Source organism: Neorhizobium sp. PAMB6716 (genome assembly GCF_058242805.1).
The window spans coordinates 1,134,312-1,152,038 of the sequence record NZ_CM177835.1 but is presented as its reverse complement, the minus strand read 5'-3'; the positions used below and the strand labels follow the sequence as shown (position 1 = coordinate 1,152,038).

Here is a 17,727-nt window from a genome sequence, read left to right as displayed (position 1 = left end):
GAAACATCCCCTTTATACGCCCTCTCACACCAGCGGCGCCGCTGAAACGCAGGGCCGCACGGATGGGTGATTAGCTCAGTTGGTAGAGCAGCTGACTCTTAATCAGCGGGTCGTAGGTTCGAGCCCTACATCACCCACCAGTCTTTTTCAAAGATATTTTGAAGCTGCTGCGGTTCCTCACGGGACCCGGCTGCTTCATTGCTTTTGCCGGATTTTTCCGGCCTTCCTTCGACACCGATTCGAATCATTTGCGGCAGAGGCGCCTTCTTAAGGCGCATAAAAAAAGTGGCGCGAACGCCACTTTTTTGGAAGTCATCGGGAAAGACAGTGGCCGCGCGCCGCTCAGGCGCGAGCGTCAAGCGCCTGCTGTTCTTCCTCGGCAAACAGATGCTGCAATTCCATCTGCACGGCATTCATGAACAAAGCCGCCTGATGGGAAATTTCTTCGCTCGATGCGCCCTGCTGCATCAGCCCCTTCGCAAGAGCCGCCATCTCGGCGCGCCAGAAGCGATTGGCGTCCTCGCCATGGATATCGAGCAGTGCCTGCGCACAACGCTTGATGTCTGCCCTACGTCGATCGGCGGGGAAATGTGCAAGCGCCATGATGTCTCCTAATACGCACGCAATCGAATCAAATCACTAAGGTTGAACAATCGCTGGAAGTGGTTCCCAAATCCTAAACAGGATGGTGAGAAGGCCGATCTATTCCAGTTTCGGCGCAAAAAGGCGGCTTCATCCGCACCAGGGTTTGGCTGCGTCGGAAACGCCGTGCACAAGACCTTCGCGCACCAGCTGCTGGCCGATGGACTGTCCGTTGCGCATGACCACCCTCAGCTTGCGGCCACGTCCGTCTCCATCGGCGTTCGGCCAATCGACCAGATCGAAACCGCCCTGATTGAGGAGATCGCGGAGCCGGACCTTGGCGGCAAATCCCTTTTGCCGTTCGCTGTCGCAGCGGGCATTTTCGGTTTTTGGCGCAACGACGTCGGCCAGCCGGATTTCCTGCTTGTGAAACCAGAAGACGCCGCCATCGGCGACGCAATTATCGAGGCCGGACGTGCCGCAGAAATAGAATGTGTTGCGGTAACCCCGCCCGACCAGCGTCTCGCCCATCTGTTTGTCGGCGCCAGCACCGGCTAGCGGCAAAGCGGGCTGTCGTGCCAGCACTTCCTCTACCGTTGACGCCTCACGCCCACGCCCGACGGGAAGCGGCGGCACCGGCACCGTAGCCTGTGGCCTTGCTGGAGAGGAAGCCGTGCCCTGACGCGCGACGGAAACCGGTCTGGAGGCGGGCGGTGGGGTCGACAGGCTTGGAAAGTTACTCGCGACGAAGCGGCGCAGTTCCTTGGAATTATCGTAGGCGACGATACTGCCGAGCACCACGACGAGCGCCAGGAGCCAGAACCACAGGCGACCGCCCGTTGTCTTTCTGGTTGTTTTTCGCCGGCGTTTTGGCCGGCTGGATGCTGCTTTTGCCATGTCTGTCCCATCCTGATGCGGGCCATCATCATCATGGGTGGTTTCCAAAGAGTTTTCATGACGGCGTTAAGACGAAATTTACCGCAAACGCCCGCGCCACCCAACGGCAAGGCCATGGGCCAGGCAGACGGCAGAGGCCGATGGAACCCGGGCCGCGGCCGGAAGTTAAGCCGGCATGCCTTCCACACGAAGGCACACCCCATGGGAGGAAGACATGGAAAAAGCACATTGGCAGAACCCCGTCAGGATTGGCCGCGAGGTCATCACCGGCCCGCATGAGGCCATCCGCTTCATGGATTTCCGCTGGCCAGCCATTAAGGGCATGTGTTTTGCAAAAGCGCATCTCTCGTGTCTGGCAGCGCTTGACGGCCGGGAGGCGCCGGATGCCGCGCGTCAGCGTTTCGAAGCGGCGGTGGAAGAAGCAAAGCTGCACTGAGGTGCGCGCCGGCCTTGTTCCCTGATCCGAGCAAGCGGAGCCATGGGTGGAACAGGGAACAAGGCCGGCATGCCTGCGTTAGGTCCTTTGAAACCTCACGTCAGGCGGCCCCATGTCTTTGCTCCGATCTTCGATTTCCACCCCCGCATCCACGCTTTCGCCCACGTCCGGGCCAACGGGCAAGGCACCGCGCATCTATTATGTGCATCCGCTTGAATTGAGGGGGATCGAGGCCTGGAAGGCCCTTTTCGCACATGCCAAAAACCTTGGTTTCGACACGGTGCTGAGCACACCTCTCGGGGTTCGCGCGGCAGGCGCCAGCGTTTTCATCACGGCGGATTTCGACCGTCTCGACCCAGATCTAGGGCTTGGGGACGATGTGGCGGCAGGTCTTCGGCTGCTGGTTGAAAGCGCACAGGATGAGGGCCTTGCGCTGATGCTCGATCTGGTCGTGGATCGCGAGGCAATGCCGCTTGAGGACGGTCAGCGTGTGCTTGCCGATCCCCGTATCCATCCGCTGGCGGCCAGCAGCCGGCCGGTGGCGCTCCGTGACGAGCAGATGCTGGACGATTATGTGGCGCGCTGGAACGCACGCATCGAACTGATGCTGGGGGCCGGCATCTCCGGCTTTCGCTGCCTCGGTATCGATCATCTGCCTGTAGAAGCATGGTCACGCCTCATCACCTCGGCAAGAATGCTGAAGCCTGACACAAAATTCCTCGCCTGGACGCCGGGCACCGGCTTCGAATTTCGCCGTTACCTTGCAGATCTCGGCTCAGACGGTTTCGATGGCTGCTTTTCGTCGCTTGCCTGGTGGGATCTTGAGGAACGCTGGTTTCTTGAGGAATACGAGATCCATCGCCGCTTCCCGTTCCAGATCGCTTTTCCGGAAGTGCCCTTTGGCAAGCGCATCGCCCATGGCATGGACAGCACCGAAATCCGCATCCGGCGCGCGCGCCAGGCCCTGCAACTGGCCGGCGCGCTGGCCGAGGGCCTGATGGTACCGATGGGATTTGAGGTTGGCGCCACGGCGCCGCTCGATCCGACTCACGGCCATGGTACCGGCCTGCGGGGCCTTGCGGACGGTGGTGTCTATGACCTCTCCGCCGATATCCGCGCCCGCAACGACCAGCAGAAGGACGCGCGCCTGGTTTCGGGCGGACGTCCGCTGCGGCTGATTGCAGCGACCCAGACGCCGGCCATTGGCCTGATGATGCCCGATGCCGAGGATATGCGCAGTGCCGCCGGCGTGCGGCTTGTCGTCGTCAACCGAGACCTCAGACGCTCGGCTCCTGCCCCCCTCAACGCCGTGCGTGAGGCGGCCTCCGCCTTCCTTCCGCTCACCGACACCGTCACCCGTTCTCCCCTTGCGCTGACGGGGCCGCTGCGCCTCAAACCGGGCGAGTTGCGGCTGTACGAGGGCACCGTTTCTCCCGCCATCGTCGATGTTGTCGCCGTACCAGATGTGATGGAAGCAGCCGCCTCGCCGCGCCTTGCGATCGAAAAAATCACCCCGAGCGTTGATGAGGGCCGTTTTCCGGTGAAACGCGTCGTGGGCTCCACCGTGGAGGTGGAGGCTGACGTGTTCGGCGATGGCCATGACCCGATTTCGGCCAGTCTGTTCTACCGCGCCGCCGACGAAGCAACGTGGAGTGAAGCGCCGATGCGCCATGTGGTGAACGACCGCTGGCGTGCGGAATTTCCGCTGCGGCGCATGGGACGCTACGAATTTGCCGTGGAAAGCTGGCGCAATCCCTTTGCCATCTTCCGCTACGAGCTTTCGAAAAAACATGAGGCGCGGCTGGATCTGACGCTGGAAACCATCGAGGGCATCACGCTTATCGAGGAGGCGAAAAAAAGTGCGTCGGGCGATCTCGTTACCCGATTGACCTCTCTTCACGACAGACTGCAGGCCCTTGGCCCCGCCGAGAAGGTAGAGACGCTTCTCTCCGCCGACACATTCCGGCTCATGGCCGAGGCAGACCGACGCCCGCACCGGGTGCGCTCGGCTCCCATGCCCGTTGATGCAGAACGCCGCGAAGCAGCTTTTGCCAGCTGGTTCCAGATCTTTCCCCGCTCCCAGAGCGGCGATCCCAACCGTCATGGCACATTCGATGACGTGATTGCCCGGCTGCCCGCCATCCGCGACATGGGATTTGACGTGCTCTATTTTCCGCCGATCCACCCGATCGGCTCGACCAACCGCAAGGGCCGCAACAACAGCCTGACCGCCGCCCCCAATGATCCCGGCAGCCCCTACGGTATCGGTTCGCCCGATGGCGGCCACGATGCAATCCATCCTGAGCTTGGCACGTTTGAGGATTTCCGCCGTCTTGTTTCGGCAGCTTCAGACCATGGCCTGGAAATCGCACTCGACCTTGCCATCCAGGCCTCGCCGGATCACCCCTGGCTGAAGGAACATCCCGGCTGGTTCGACTGGCGCCCCGACGGCACCGTGCGTTACGCCGAAAATCCGCCTAAGAAATACGAGGACATCGTCAACGTCGATTTTTATGCGAAGGACGCCGTGCCATCGCTTTGGACCGAGTTGCGCGATGTCGTCCAGCTCTGGGTCGACAATGGCGTCAAACTGTTTCGCGTCGACAATCCGCACACCAAGCCGTTTCCCTTCTGGGAGTGGCTGATCGCCGATATTCGCGGCCGCCACCCTGATGTGGTGTTCCTGTCGGAAGCTTTTACCCGGCCGAAGGTGATGTATCGCCTCGCCAAGGTCGGCTTCTCGCAGTCCTACACCTACTTCACCTGGCGCAACACGAAGTCCGAGCTTGAAACTTATATGCGCGAGCTGACGACGGAAGAGCCGCGCGAATTCTTCCGCCCGCATTTCTTCGTCAACACGCATGATATCAACCCGGACTTTTTGCAGAACGCGCCACGCTCCGCCTATCTGATCCGGGCAGCCCTTGCCGCCACGCTGTCGGGCCTCTGGGGTGTCTATAACGGCTTTGAGCTTTGCGAGGGCCGCCCCGATGCCAAGCGCAAGGAATATGCGGATTCGGAGAAATACGAGATCCGCGCCTGGGATTATGACCGGCCCGGCAACATCAAGGGCGAGATCACGCTCCTCAACCGCATACGTCGGGAAAACCCCGCGCTTCATTCGCATCTGGGCCTTCGCCAGCTCATCGCCTTCAACGACAACGTGATGTTTTTCGAGAAGGCGAGCCCGGGTCGCGAGAACGTTCTGCTGATCGGGGTAAGCCTCGATCCGCACCAGCCACAGGAAGCAGATGTAGAGATACCTCTCTGGTCATGGAACCTCCCGGACCATGGCGCGCTTAACATGGACGACCTGATCACGGGTCAAAAATTCACGCTGACGGGAAAATGGCAAAGGCTGCGGCTTGAGCCCGGCATGCCGTTTTCCGTCTGGCGCGTCCGATAAGGGAGGACTTTTATGGATATGATGCAGAACCAGCAGGCCGAACAGGACCTGTTGTGGTACAAGGATTCCATCATCTATCAGCTGCATGTGAAGTCCTTCTTCGATGCAAACGGCGATGGCATCGGCGATTTCGCAGGCCTAACCCAGAAGATCGACCACATTGCTTCGCTCGGTGCGACAGCCATCTGGCTCTTGCCCTTCTTCCCCTCGCCCCGCCGCGATGACGGATATGACATCGCAGACTACGGCGCTGTCAGCCCCGACTACGGCACGATGGAGGATTTTCGCGCGTTTGTGGATGCGGCTCATAGCCGTGGCATCCGCGTCATCATCGAGCTTGTCATCAACCACACGTCCGACCAGCACCCCTGGTTCCAGCGCGCGCGCAATGCGCCGGCGGGATCACCGGAGCGAGACTTTTACGTCTGGTCCGATACGGACCAGAAGTTTCCGGAAACGCGCATCATCTTCCTCGATACGGAAAAGTCCAACTGGACCTGGGATCCGGTTGCCGGCTCCTATTACTGGCACCGCTTCTATTCCCACCAGCCGGACCTCAATTTTGATAATCCGCAGGTGCTGGACGAGCTTTTGTCCGTCATGCGTTTCTGGCTGGAAACAGGCATCGACGGTTTCCGTCTCGACGCCATTCCCTACCTGATCGAGCGCGAAGGCACGAACAACGAGAACCTGCCCGAGACGCACGACATCCTGAAAAAGATCCGCGCTGCGCTGGACGCCAGCCATCCCGGCAAGGTTCTGCTGGCTGAGGCCAACCAGTGGCCGGAAGATACGTCGGAATATTTCGGCGATGGCGACGAGTGCAACATGGCGTTCCACTTCCCGCTGATGCCACGCATGTACATGGCGATTGCCAAGGAAGATCGTTTCCCGATCACCGACATCATGCGCCAGACGCCGGAAATCCCCGAAAACTGCCAGTGGGCGATTTTTCTGCGCAACCATGATGAGTTGACGCTGGAAATGGTGACCGACGAGGAGCGCGATTACCTCTGGAGCATCTATGCCTCAGACCGGCGCGCCCGCATCAATCTCGGCATCCGCCGCCGTCTTGCGCCGCTGATGGAGCGAGATCGCCGCCGCGTCGAACTGATGAATGGCCTGCTTCTCTCCATGCCCGGCACACCCGTTCTCTATTACGGCGATGAAATCGGCATGGGTGACAACATCTATCTCGGTGACCGCGACGGCGTTCGCACGCCCATGCAGTGGTCCAATGACCGCAATGGCGGCTTTTCCCGCGCCGACCCCGCCCGCCTCGTGCTGCCGCCGGTTATGGACCCGCTTTATGGCTTTGAGGCACTGAATGTCGAGGCGCAGAGCGTCGACAACCATTCGCTTCTCAACTGGACGCGCCGCATGCTGGCGCTGCGCGGCAAACACCCGGCCTTCGGGCGCGGATCGCTGCGTTTCCTCACCCCCGGCAACCGCAAGATCCTCGCGTATTTGCGCGAATACCAGGGCGAGACGGTGCTCTGCGTCGCCAACCTTTCGCGCCTGCCGCAGGCAGTGGAGCTTGATCTCTCCGAGTTCAAGGGCCGTGTACCGATCGAGCTGACGGGCATGTCGCCCTTCCCACCGATCGGTGAGCTGACCTATCTGCTGACGCTGCCACCCTTCTCCTTCTACTGGTTCCAGCTGGTGGCGGAAGCCGATGGCCCGGCCTGGCGCACGGAACCGCCGGAACAGCTGGCGGACATGGCGACGCTCGTCATGCGCCGCGACCTCACGGAGCTGATCGATTCGCCAAAACTTGCCGAAACCCTGTCGCGCGAGATCCTGCCGGCCTATCTCGACAAGCGCCGCTGGTTCGGCTCCAAGGGCGAGGTGATGAAGAAGGCAACGCTGGTTGCCGCGACCCCGATGGGCATCACCCACAACATTCTGCTCGGTGAGCTGGAAGTGGAGCTGGAAGATCACACGGAAACCTATCTCCTGCCGCTGACGGCTGCCTGGGACGATACGCTGCCGCCGGCCCTTGCCCAGCAGCTGGCGCTTGCCCGTATTCGCCAGGGACGCCGCGTCGGCTTCCTGACGGATGGCTTTGCTCTGGAGGGTATGGCCCGCGGCGTGATCCGTGGCCTTTGCGAACGCTCGGTCCTCTCCGGCCGCGGCGGAACGCTGGAATTCCTCGGCACGCACCAGCTGGACGGCATGAGCATTGCCGAGGATGTGCCGGTGCGCTGGCTGTCCGCGGAGCAGTCTAACAGCTCGCTGATCATCGCAGACCTCGCGATGGTGAAGCTCATCCGCCACATCTTTCCGGGCATCCACCCGGAAGTCGAGATGACGCGATACCTGACGGATGTCGGTTACCAGAACACTGCACCGCTTCTGGGCGAGGTGGTGCGCACTGCACCGGAGGGCGAGCGCTTCACGCTGATGATCGTTCAGGGCGCCGTGCGCAATCAGGGTGATGCCTGGATCTGGATGCTCGGCAACCTGCGCCGTGTGCTGGATGATATCGGCCTTTCCGATCACGATCCGGATGCCGTCAGCGACCTGATGCGGCCGCTGGTCGATTTTGCCGGCACGATCGGCAAGCGATTGGGCGAACTGCATGTGGCGCTTGCCGCAGATACCGACAACGAGGATTTCAAGCCACTTCCGGCCCTCTCGGAAAATGCCGAGCTGTGGCGCAAGGCGGCCGTCAGCCAGATCGAAGCCACCCTGTCGATCCTTGGCGAGGCAAACAGCGATCTGGATGCGGAAACCAGAGCCATGGTGGCGCCGCTTCTTGCCCGCCGCGATGACCTGCTGCGCATTGCAGGCGAGCTTGCCCAGTCGGCCGAGGGTGCGCTGATGATCCGCAACCATGGTGATTTCCACCTGGGTCAGATCCTGGTGGCCGAAGCCGATGCCTATATCATCGACTTCGAGGGCGAGCCGTCAAAGACGCTTGCCGAACGCCGGGCAAAGACCATTCCGCTCCGGGATGTGGCAGGCCTTCTGCGCTCGCTGAGTTATCTCGCCGCCACCGCGGAACTGGATACGGAAGCTGTTTCGGAAACGGACCACCCGGAACGAACTGCCATGATCCGCACCTTTGCCGATCAGGCAGAGCAGTCGTTTCTCGACGCCTATTTTGCAGAGACCGAACAGTCTGACGCCCTGCGCGTTGATCCGGTAGACCGCCAGCGCATGCTCGACCTCTACCTTCTGCAGAAGGCGGCCTACGAGATCGGCTACGAAGCCCGTAACCGGCCGAAATGGCTGCCGATCCCGCTATCCGGCTTTTCTGCCATTGTTAAAAGGCTCTCGGAGACACAGAAATGAACATCGAACGCTCCGAACTCATGACCGGCATTTCCCCTGACGCCTTGACGGCGTTGGTGGAAGGACGCCATGGCGATCCCTTCTCCATCCTCGGCCCGCATCCCTCGCACGGCGTGACCATCATTCGCGCCTTCCTGCCGGGGGCGGAAAATGTCGAAATTATCGCTGCCGACAGCAATGCGGTGCTGGCGCGGATGCATACCGTCCATGCGGCGGGTGTGTTTGCGGCCGCCGTGGAAAGCGGCGGGCGTTATCGCTACCGCATCACCTGGCCGGATGCCGTGCAGGAGACGGAAGATCCCTATTCCTTCGACCTGCTGCTCGGCGATCTCGATCTCCACCTGATCGGCCAGGGCACGCATTACGATCTGGGCCGGACGCTTGGCGCCCGTGCCATGGACGTGGATGGCGTACCCGGCGTGCGTTTTGCCGTCTGGGCGCCCAATGCGCGCCGCGTGTCGGCGGTGGGTGATTTCAACGCCTGGGACGGGCGGCGCCACCCGATGCGGCTTCGCCCTCAGGCCGGCATCTGGGAAATCTTTGTGCCGCGCCTTGGCCCCGGCGATCGCTACAAATTCGAGATCGCTGATCAGAACGGAACTGTGCTGGCGCAGAAGGCAGATCCGGTGGCGCGCGCCAGCGAGGCAGCCCCTGCCACCGCCTCCATCGTTGCCTCCAGCACGCCGTTTCGCTGGACCGACGAGGACTGGATGCGCAAGGATACGCAAGTGCGTTCCGGCGAAACCGCCATGTCCGTCTACGAGGTGCATCTCGGCTCATGGCTCAGGATTGCCGAAGAGAACAACCGTTCGCTCGACTGGGTGGAACTCAGCCAGCGGCTGGTGCCCTACGCGGCAAAGCTCGGCTTTACCCATATCGAGCTGATGCCGATCATGGAGCATCCGTTCGGAGGCTCCTGGGGTTACCAGCCACTTGGCCTGTTTGCGCCGACCGGACGTTACGGCACTCCGGAGGATTTTGCCTATTTCATTGACCGCTGCCATGCAGCCGGTATTGGCGTTATTCTTGACTGGGTGCCGGCGCATTTCCCGACCGATGTCTGGGGCCTTGCGCGCTTTGATGGAACCGCGCTCTACGAGCATGAAGATCCGCGCGAAGGTTTCCACAAGGACTGGAATACGCTGATCTATAATCTCGGCCGCAACGAGGTGAAGGGGTTCCTCATCGCCTCTGCCCTCGAATGGCTTGAGCATTTCCACATCGACGCCCTGCGCGTCGATGCGGTGGCTTCGATGCTTTACCGCGATTATTCCCGCAATGCCGGCGAATGGATCCCCAACAAACATGGCGGCCGCGAAAACCTTGAATCGGTAGAGTTCTTCAAGCATTTAAATAGCATCGTCCACCAGCGCTGCGCCCACGCCTTCACGGTGGCCGAGGAATCGACCGCATGGCCGGGCGTCACGAAGCCGGTGGAAGACGGCGGTCTTGGTTTCGACTTCAAGTGGAACATGGGCTGGATGAACGACACGCTCCACTACATGGAAGAGGAGCCGATCTACCGGAAATACCACCACGGCATGATGACCTTCGGCATGGTCTACGCCTATACCGAACGTTTCATGCTGCCGCTGTCGCATGACGAAGTCGTACACGGCAAGGGCTCGCTTGTCGGCAAGATGCCCGGCGATGCCTGGCAGAAAATGGCAAACCTTCGCGCCTATTACGGTTTCATGTGGGCCCATCCCGGCAAGAAGCTGCTGTTCATGGGCGGTGAGATTGCACAAAGCATCGAATGGAACCACGACGGCTCGCTCGTCTGGGATCTGCTCGACCGACCCGACCACGCCGGCATGCAGCGCCTGATCGGGGATCTCAACCGGCTTTACGCGAACGAACCCGCTCTTCAGTACGGCGACATTCATCCGGAAGGTTTTGAGTGGGTGATCGGGGACGACGCGGAAAATTCCGTGTTCGGCATGCTGCGCAAAAGCCGGGATGGAAGCTCGACGGTGCTTGCGATCTCCAACATGACGCCGGTGCCGCGGAAAGGTTACCGAGTCGGCGTGCCGCAGGCTGGCAAATGGAGCGAGGTCCTCAACACCGACGCCGGCGTTTATGGCGGTTCCAACCTTGGCAATGTCGAAGCCTGGAGCGAAGAACAGCCATCCCATGGCCAGCCGCAATCCATCCTTCTGACGCTGCCGCCGCTTGCGACCATCTACCTGCGTTGGCAGCCATGACGCCGGCGACCTGAGAGGTCAGCAAGACATGAAAAAAAGGGAGGAAGCCGCACGCTTCCTCCCCTTTTTGCTTGGCCACACTGTGTCAGCTGTCCTTTTCCAGCCATTCCGCCATAAAGGACAGGCTGCTCACGAAAACCGGCCGGCCGGTCTCATCGCGCACGTTGAGGAAGATCGACATGTGCCGGTCGCCCCGCATCTCGTCGCGTGCCATGTCAGCCAGAATTCGCCCGGCCTCCCGCACTACTTCATCTCGCGAGGATAGTTCCATCGGCACCGGCTCATGGTTGAAGCCGTCATTGTGTATATCGAACAGATAGCGGGCCATCATAACCACCGTGCATTGCACTGACACAATCGGTCGCTTCAAATAATGTTCCAGCAGAAGGCACAAACAGGCCACTCAGGCGTTGGAACTCTGACCTGCCCTACACCGACACCTGGAGACGGATCTTGATCGACGCACTGCTCTTGAACCTGGAGCAACGGGATATTCTCGATGAACGCGAGAAAACCAAGCTGAGAAGCCTTCTCACGCGGGATCGGCGGGTTGCGGCGCAGGAGGACATCGTCAAGGAAGGCGATCAGCCGACGACAAGCTGCCTATTGCTGGAAGGCTTTGCCGCCCGTTACAGCATCACCGGCGATGGCCAGAGGCAATTGACCTCCCTGCACGTTCCCGGTGAATTCATCGATCTGCATGCCTTTATGGTCAAGACGATGGACCATGGCATCGTGGCGTTATCGCCGTGCCGCATCGGGATTGCCGAGCATTCGGCCCTGAAGGAACTGACGGAAACGGAACCCCACCTGACGCGCCTCCTGTGGCTCGATACGCTGGTGCAGAGCGCCATCAGCCGCCAATGGCTGGTTGCCATGGGGAGAAGGACGCGGGCAGCGCATCTTGCCCACATCATCTGCGAGCTTTACCTGCGCCTGCAGGTGGTGAAGCGGGTGAACGCCAACAGCTTTCACTTCCCCTTGTCGCAGACGCAGATGGCCGATGTGATGGGCCTTTCACTCGTTCACATGAACCGGGTCATCCAGGAACTGCGCGGGGAAGAATTCCTCATTTGGTCGAAAGACCGCATCACGATTATCGACTGGGATCGGCTGCAACGGTTTGCCGGCTTCGACCCGATCTATCTCAGCTTGCAACGCCAACCACGCTGATTCAGCATCTGACTGATTCGGCAATGTTTTTCGCAAATACCATCGTTAAAAAATTATGAGCATTGGTCAATTTCACGCCTTGCTAGAGCGAGGCCGCGGCCCTAGGTACGGGCTGAAAACAGGTGCAGACATGAACATTGAGTCTCTTCTCGAATGGCAGGAACGCGGATCAAAAGCCCGCATTCTCGGCGCAACGGCACAGGAGAACCCCTTCCTGCGCCCCATGGCAGCCCCCGCAGTCGCTGACTGTCTTGGGCGCGACGATGTGCAACTGATGTGTGACGCCTGGATGTTCGGCTGGTCCATCGAAGATGCCATGCGCAAGATCGATACCGGCTTTTACAGCGTCCTTCTCAACGACGCGCATTTCTCGTCCGTCAGCAGCCGGGTTGCCTGACGAACTCTGTACACGTTTCACACCGGCCGTGCTGGAAACCTGACATCCAAAGACCTGTCGGACGGCGTTCGGCACGCAATGCACCATCCCCGCCTCTCCTTGCCGACGTGATCGCCTGCGAAGGTTCGTAAGGGCGCTGACGCGGACTGTACCGGCCAAAGGCCGCAGATCGAGCGATCAGCCGGCATGGGGCGCCAAGCCACATCCAAGTCACCCACCCAAGCCTCAATCGACAAGACCCTCATTCAAAACTCTGTGTAGCGTCAAGAATACCCGCAAGGGCCGCTTCCGGCTGCAATTGTCCGAGGGCGCAATTGCGCGTGGCGCACATCCATGCCGCCAGACGAGACGACCCCTTCACCTGACGGCCCTGCCCCAAAGCAAAAACCCCCGGCGGTGACGCCAGGGGTTTTTGACAATGCAATCGGCAGGATCTGCCGGAGACGATTATTCAGCGTCGCCTTCAGCGGCCTTCTTCTTCGGAGCAGCCTTCTTCTTCGGTGCCGGGGCTTCTTCGCCTTCAGCGGCATCGGCTTCGGAAGCTTCGGCCTTGGCGGCCTTCTTCTTCGGAGCGGCCTTTTTCTTGTCAGCCTTTTCTTCGCCTTCGTTTTCGTCTTCGGCGAGAAGCTCTTCCTTCGTCACGGTCTTGTCCGTCACGCCGATTTCCGAGAGCAGCTGGTCAACGACCTTCTCTTCAAAGATCGGGGCGCGCAGCGAAGCGGAGGCACCGGGCGTGTTGCGGAAGAAATCGAGGATTTCCTTCTGCTGGCCGGGGAACTGCTGCAGCTGAGCGTAAAGCGCACGCTGCATTTCTTCTTCGGTCACTTCGACGCCGGCCTTTTCGCCGATTTCGGAGAGAACCAGGCCGAGGCGGACGCGGCGTTCGGCAAGCTTGCGATATTCGTCGCGGGCTTCTTCTTCCGTCGTGTCTTCGTCGGCAAAGGTTTTGCCGGACTGGGCAAGATCGGTGTTGATCTGACGCCAGATGTTGTCGAACTCGGCGTTAACAAGGGTTTCCGGCGTGTCGAACTTGTACATCTCGTCGAGCTGGTCGAGGATCTGACGCTTGACCTTCTGACGGGTGACGTTGCCGTACTGGCCTTCGATCTGGCCGCGAACGATTTCCTTCAGCTTGTCGAGCGATTCGACGCCAAGCGTGGTGGCCAGTTCGTCGTTCAGTTCAAGCGCTGCAGGACCGGCCACTTCCTTGACGGTGATGTCGAAAGTAGCGTCCTTGCCAGCAAGGTTTGCTGCCGGATATTCAGACGGGAAGGTGACGGTGATAACCTTGTCTTCGCCAGCCTTGACGCCGACCAGCTGGTCTTCGAAGCCCGGGATGAAACGGTTGGAACCGATGACCAGTTCGGCATCTTCAGCAGCGCCGCCATCAAAGGCAACGCCATCAACCTTGCCGAGGTAGTTCATCGTTACGCGGTCGCCGGTTTCGGCAGCAGCATCCTTGGCTTCAAAGGTGCGCGCGCTTTCGGCGATCTTCATGATCTGCTCGTTGACTTCCTCTTCCGGAACGTCAACCACTTCGCGCACGACCTTGATGCCGGCGGTCGGCTTCAGTTCGATGGCCGGGATGACTTCGTAGGAGAGCGTGAATTCGAAATCGACTTCGGCGTTGAGGATCTTGTCGGCTTCCGCCTCGTCCTCGGTCATGGCAACGGTCGGCTGCGTTGCCGACTTTTCGCCACGCTCGGAGAGGATGGCGCTCGGACGGTCGCGGACGATCTCGTTGACGAGTTCAGCCATGATCGACTTGCCGTACATCTTCTTCAGATGGCCGACCGGAACCTTGCCGGGACGGAAACCATTGATGCGCACCTTGTCCTTGGCTTCCGCCAGGCGCTCGTTCATGCGCTGTTCCATGTCCTTGGCCGGGATAACGACCTTGATTTCGCGCTTCAGCCCTTCAGCGAGCGTTTCGATAACCTGCATTGTCATACCTTCATATCATGCGGCGGTGCTCAGACAGCCGTGGTTTCGGTGAGCACGACGCCGGAACCTGTCGCCGGTCGTGGCTTCGATGCAATCTCGTGCGCGCTGTGGCTCTGGGCCGACAGCTGGATCAGACCTGCGGCAGAATCTGCCGCGGAACTGGTGCGGGTAGAGAGACTTGAACTCCCACGCCTTGCGGCACCAGAACCTAAATCTGGCGTGTCTACCAATTTCACCATACCCGCGCCCCAAAACCGCGTGGAAATTCCTCGCGCAGAGGCCTTCCGGAGCGCGCGTCTCTATAACAACCGTTTTTTGTGCACGCAAAGGAAAAATGACAGTTGCCGCAGCCACGCACCGGAAACTCTGAAATGTTTCGATGGCGGCAGGATAACGCCATTGTTTACATGTTCCTAATATTTATTGCCTATGATCATCAAGGAGAAGAAGTGCCATGCGAAAGACGAATGGCTCACCTGTCGATATTGCACTGCACAATGGCGCTGAAATGCGTATAGTCAAAACAACAGCACGGACATTCTGTGCAGCGACGTGGCGGTCGGCGGATCTTTCCGCAAAAGGCCTCGGGGTTTCCCGATGATAAATTCGGCGGTTCGCACTCCTCCTCCCAGCGAACCCCGATAGACTGGCGAGATCCTCCTCCCGATCGCCAGTCATCCTCCCTGACGCCCACCGGTCCTCCCCCGGTGGGCGTTTTCGTTTCGGGCCTTGCCGCATTCAGGCGGCATGGAGCGGACAGATTGAGGCCACCGCTCATCTTTTCGCCACACCGCTTAACGGATTTTCACCAGCAATGCATATAGCGCATGGGTGGCATACGGGATGAGCGCTGTTCTTATACGCGGTGCAGCATATAGTGGCATTCAATCGATTTGAGAGACGGATCGACCCAAGCAATCCGTCTCTGCCTCAACCCATGAAGGATATGACCCATGAACATCGCTCGCTCGCTCACCAACTGGCGCAAGTATCGTCAGACCGTTTCTGAACTCGGCCGCATGTCGGACCGCGAACTGACCGATCTCGGCATCGGCCGCTCGGAAATCCGTCGCGTTGCCCGCACCGCCGTTGGCATCTGAAGACTGTCCAGCGCGACCTTTAAGGCCACGCTTTCCAAAACGCCTCCCATTCGGGGGGCGTTTTTTTTGTGCCCTGCGGCCGGAGCCGACGCCGCTTTGGCGGCCGCTCATTTTTTGCCCAAAGATGCAAATTTGTTCATCACATTGCACAAACGCATGGCAGTCGCCTGCTTTTTGCACTGCACATTCTAATTATGCGGATGTATAAGACCCTCATCGCCGCTGACGGACGTGTCAACGGACAACAAAGTTTGAGGAAGATCCCATGAACCCGATTCGTCTCGCCAAGAGCTGGATCAGCTACCGCCGCACCATGAACGAACTGGGTGGCCTGTCCAACCAGGCCCTCAGCGACATCGGCCTGACCCGCTACGACATTCGTTCGATCGCTTCGCGCTCCTTCCGTTAATCGGAAAGGGTTGCCTTCGAACCGCCGACTGTATGAGGCAGTTGCGGAACAAAGGCTGAAGCACCACAGCAGAATGACGGCCCCCAGCCTCGGCTTCGGGGGCTTTTTGCTGTCTGCGGTTTTGCGCAGGTACCGACAGAACCGCAAAAGAAAACCCGCCGGTGAGGCGGGCGCTTTCTTCCATCCGAAGCTGAATGAAGCATGCAAGGGCAGCGAACCGCCCTTGCCGACAATCCTTAACCGTCCGACAGGGCGGTGCGGGAAACAAGCGTCAGGGTGTGGTCGGGCGTGACGCGATAGACTTCGCTGTAACGCGCGCCATTTTCATCGGACACCTGCTGCACGGTGCTGCCGATGGCGCCAATGCTGAGGCGACCTTCGCTGGCGTGATGCAGGTCCTGCGCGAAAGCAATTGTTCCAGCGCCCAACAGCGCGATAGTGCAAGCAACGATAATACGTTTCATGGCTCAAATCCTCTTCTACGGCGCGCCCGGAGCGATGACGGCCCGAACGCCGTTTCTGCGGCCTTATCGGTCACGCATCCTGAAGATGGGCTTCGTTTTTGGATCCGGCAACGGGCAAAGCTTGGACCGCATCGTCATCAATTCGTGAACGGCCTGGCAGATGGCGCTGCTGCACAGAAAAACGATTTTTTCTCAATCACTTGAAGGGAAGAAACGAAGCAGGAGCGCAGCAATTTCACCCTTCACAAGCGGTTGATCGCCCTTCCCGCCCGCGCCATAAATGGGTCTGCGACGGAAATTTCGATGGCGCTTGCATATTCGCGCACCAGCCGGTCGCAAAGTTCGGCGACAGTCGGGATATCATCGATGGCCGAAACGCCCTGCCCGGCCGACCACACCGTCTTCCAGGCTTTTGCCTCGGAGCCGAGATCCATCGGCCCATGCGCCACCAGATGATCCGGATCAAGCCCGGCCGCCACGATGCTCTGCTTGAGGAAGTTTGCGTTCACGCCGGAAATGGCATTGGTGTAGACGATGTCGCCCGCCTTCGCCTCCAACGTCATGCGCTTCTGTTCGTCGCTGACAAGCGATTCGCGGGTCACCAGAAAGCGCGTGCCGAGATACGCAAGGTCTGCGCCCATCAGGCGGGCCGCGGCGATCTGCGCTCCGTTGCTGATGGCCCCCGACAACAGCAGCGTGCCGTCGAAGAAGGAGCGGATTTCCGGCAAAAGCGCAAAGGGGCTGAGCGTGCCCGCATGGCCGCCGGCGCCGGCGCAGACGGCAATGATGCCATCGACGCCGGCTTCAGCCGCCTTTTCCGCATGGCGCCGGCTGATGACGTCGTGAAACACCAGTCCGCCATAGGATTGCACGGCCTTCACCACGTCAGGCACGGCCCCGAGCGACGTGATGACCAGCGGCACCTGGTGATCGACCACCGCCTTCAGGTCCGCCTCCAGCCGCGGGTTGGAGCGGTGAACGATGAGGTTGACCCCGAACGGAGCGGCATCCGGATAGGGCTGGAGGCGCGCCCGGATCTCGTCCATCCAGTCGACAAAACCTTGCGTGCTGCGCTGGTTCAGGGCGGGAAAGGTGCCGAGAATACCAGCGCGGCAGGTTTCGACCACCAGATCCGGCCCCGACGCCAGAAACATCGGCGCGGCCACCGCTGGCAGGCGCAAAGATGAGAGAGTTTTTGGCAATGGCATAATGTCCTCCCCAGGATGCAGTTCTTGATCAAAAAGCCGGTGTGCGCCGTGGCAGCCAACCGGCAAAGCCTATGCCACCAGCCTTGGAACGCGCCAGATGCGCGGACACTTCCCCAACGGGGGGCAGATCGCCCGTGCCCACAGCACGGATATAAAACGCAGTTTACGTAAACGTCAAGGAGATGACTGGGCGCGCCTGCTCGCGGTACG

15 protein-coding genes and 2 tRNA genes are annotated in these 17,727 nt (G+C 60.2%); 9 read left to right on the top strand and 8 right to left on the bottom strand.

Annotation, left to right across the window (positions count from 1 at the left end; genetic code table 11):
• The first annotated feature begins 64 nt into the window (after positions 1–64).
• A tRNA-Lys gene (locus AC4CWH_RS05570) sits at positions 65–140 on the top strand.
• Here the strand turns inward: AC4CWH_RS05570 and AC4CWH_RS05565 are convergent.
• From AC4CWH_RS05565 to AC4CWH_RS05555, 3 genes are all read right to left on the bottom strand, one after another.
• A complete protein-coding gene (locus tag AC4CWH_RS05565; RefSeq protein ID WP_491320740.1) occupies positions 126–359 on the bottom strand; it encodes a hypothetical protein in 234 nt (77 codons plus the stop codon). The two genes, AC4CWH_RS05570 and AC4CWH_RS05565, sit on opposite strands and share 15 nt — an antisense overlap.
• A complete protein-coding gene (locus AC4CWH_RS05560; RefSeq protein ID WP_491284681.1) occupies positions 343–603 on the bottom strand; it encodes a DUF6074 family protein in 261 nt (86 codons plus the stop codon). Before AC4CWH_RS05560 ends, AC4CWH_RS05565 begins: the two co-directional genes overlap by 17 nt.
• A 129-nt stretch (positions 604–732) precedes the next feature.
• Positions 733–1,479, bottom strand: a complete 747-nt coding sequence (locus AC4CWH_RS05555; protein WP_491320739.1) for a hypothetical protein — start codon at positions 1,477–1,479, stop codon at positions 733–735.
• Between the two features lie 214 nt (positions 1,480–1,693).
• Here AC4CWH_RS05555 and AC4CWH_RS05550 point away from each other — a divergent pair, with 214 nt between their 5' ends.
• The 4 genes from AC4CWH_RS05550 to glgB all read left to right on the top strand — a co-directional run bounded on the left by AC4CWH_RS05550 (position 1,694) and on the right by glgB (position 10,822).
• On the top strand, positions 1,694–1,915 hold the full coding sequence (locus AC4CWH_RS05550) for a DUF982 domain-containing protein (protein ID WP_491284677.1): 222 nt from the start codon (positions 1,694–1,696) through the stop codon (positions 1,913–1,915).
• Between the two features lie 112 nt (positions 1,916–2,027).
• On the top strand, positions 2,028–5,321 hold the full coding sequence (locus tag AC4CWH_RS05545; protein WP_491320738.1) for an alpha-1,4-glucan--maltose-1-phosphate maltosyltransferase: 3,294 nt from the start codon (positions 2,028–2,030) through the stop codon (positions 5,319–5,321).
• Positions 5,322–5,333: 12 nt separating this feature from the next.
• Entirely contained in the window at positions 5,334–8,618 is a 3,285-nt protein-coding gene (gene treS, locus AC4CWH_RS05540) for a maltose alpha-D-glucosyltransferase (protein WP_491320737.1), read from the top strand.
• Positions 8,615–10,822 carry a 1,4-alpha-glucan branching protein GlgB gene (gene glgB, locus AC4CWH_RS05535; RefSeq protein WP_491320736.1) on the top strand — a complete coding sequence of 736 codons (2,208 nt, stop codon included), beginning with the start codon at positions 8,615–8,617 and terminating at the stop codon, positions 10,820–10,822. Before treS ends, glgB begins: the two co-directional genes overlap by 4 nt.
• Before the next feature lie 85 nt (positions 10,823–10,907).
• Here the strand turns inward: glgB and AC4CWH_RS05530 are convergent, their stop codons facing one another.
• Positions 10,908–11,150, bottom strand: a complete 243-nt coding sequence (locus AC4CWH_RS05530; RefSeq protein ID WP_491320735.1) for a DUF6894 family protein — start codon at positions 11,148–11,150, stop codon at positions 10,908–10,910.
• Between the two features lie 125 nt (positions 11,151–11,275).
• Between AC4CWH_RS05530 and AC4CWH_RS05525 the strand changes: the two genes are divergently transcribed.
• Together AC4CWH_RS05525 and AC4CWH_RS05520 are read left to right on the top strand one after the other, a co-directional pair.
• The gene (locus AC4CWH_RS05525; protein ID WP_491320734.1) at positions 11,276–11,995 is read left to right on the top strand and encodes a Crp/Fnr family transcriptional regulator; all 720 of its coding nucleotides are present in this window, start codon (positions 11,276–11,278) and stop codon (positions 11,993–11,995) included.
• Between the two features lie 130 nt (positions 11,996–12,125).
• Positions 12,126–12,392: a CrpP-related protein gene (locus AC4CWH_RS05520; protein ID WP_491320733.1), complete on the top strand. Its 267-nt coding sequence runs from the start codon at positions 12,126–12,128 to the stop codon at positions 12,390–12,392.
• A 447-nt stretch (positions 12,393–12,839) separates the two neighbouring features.
• Here the strand turns inward: AC4CWH_RS05520 and tig are convergent, their stop codons facing one another.
• Complete coding sequence (gene tig / locus AC4CWH_RS05515; RefSeq protein WP_491321360.1) at positions 12,840–14,336, bottom strand: trigger factor; 1,497 nt, start codon at positions 14,334–14,336, stop codon at positions 12,840–12,842.
• A gap of 160 nt (positions 14,337–14,496) precedes the next feature.
• Positions 14,497–14,581: transfer RNA gene (locus tag AC4CWH_RS05510), tRNA-Leu, on the bottom strand.
• A 708-nt stretch (positions 14,582–15,289) separates the two neighbouring features.
• Between AC4CWH_RS05510 and AC4CWH_RS05505 the strand changes: the two genes are divergently transcribed.
• A complete protein-coding gene (locus AC4CWH_RS05505) occupies positions 15,290–15,436 on the top strand; it encodes a DUF1127 domain-containing protein (RefSeq protein ID WP_491284661.1) in 147 nt (48 codons plus the stop codon).
• Positions 15,437–15,701: 265 nt separating this feature from the next.
• Positions 15,702–15,845 carry a DUF1127 domain-containing protein gene (locus AC4CWH_RS05500; RefSeq protein ID WP_491284660.1) on the top strand — a complete coding sequence of 48 codons (144 nt, stop codon included), beginning with the start codon at positions 15,702–15,704 and terminating at the stop codon, positions 15,843–15,845.
• 236 nt (positions 15,846–16,081) lie between these two features.
• Here the strand turns inward: AC4CWH_RS05500 and AC4CWH_RS05495 are convergent, their stop codons facing one another.
• Positions 16,082–16,309 carry a hypothetical protein gene (locus AC4CWH_RS05495; protein ID WP_491284658.1) on the bottom strand — a complete coding sequence of 76 codons (228 nt, stop codon included), beginning with the start codon at positions 16,307–16,309 and terminating at the stop codon, positions 16,082–16,084.
• A gap of 242 nt (positions 16,310–16,551) precedes the next feature.
• The gene (locus tag AC4CWH_RS05490) at positions 16,552–17,517 is read right to left on the bottom strand and encodes an NAD(P)H-dependent flavin oxidoreductase (RefSeq protein ID WP_491320732.1); all 966 of its coding nucleotides are present in this window, start codon (positions 17,515–17,517) and stop codon (positions 16,552–16,554) included.
• Between the last annotated feature and the right edge of the window lie 210 nt (positions 17,518–17,727).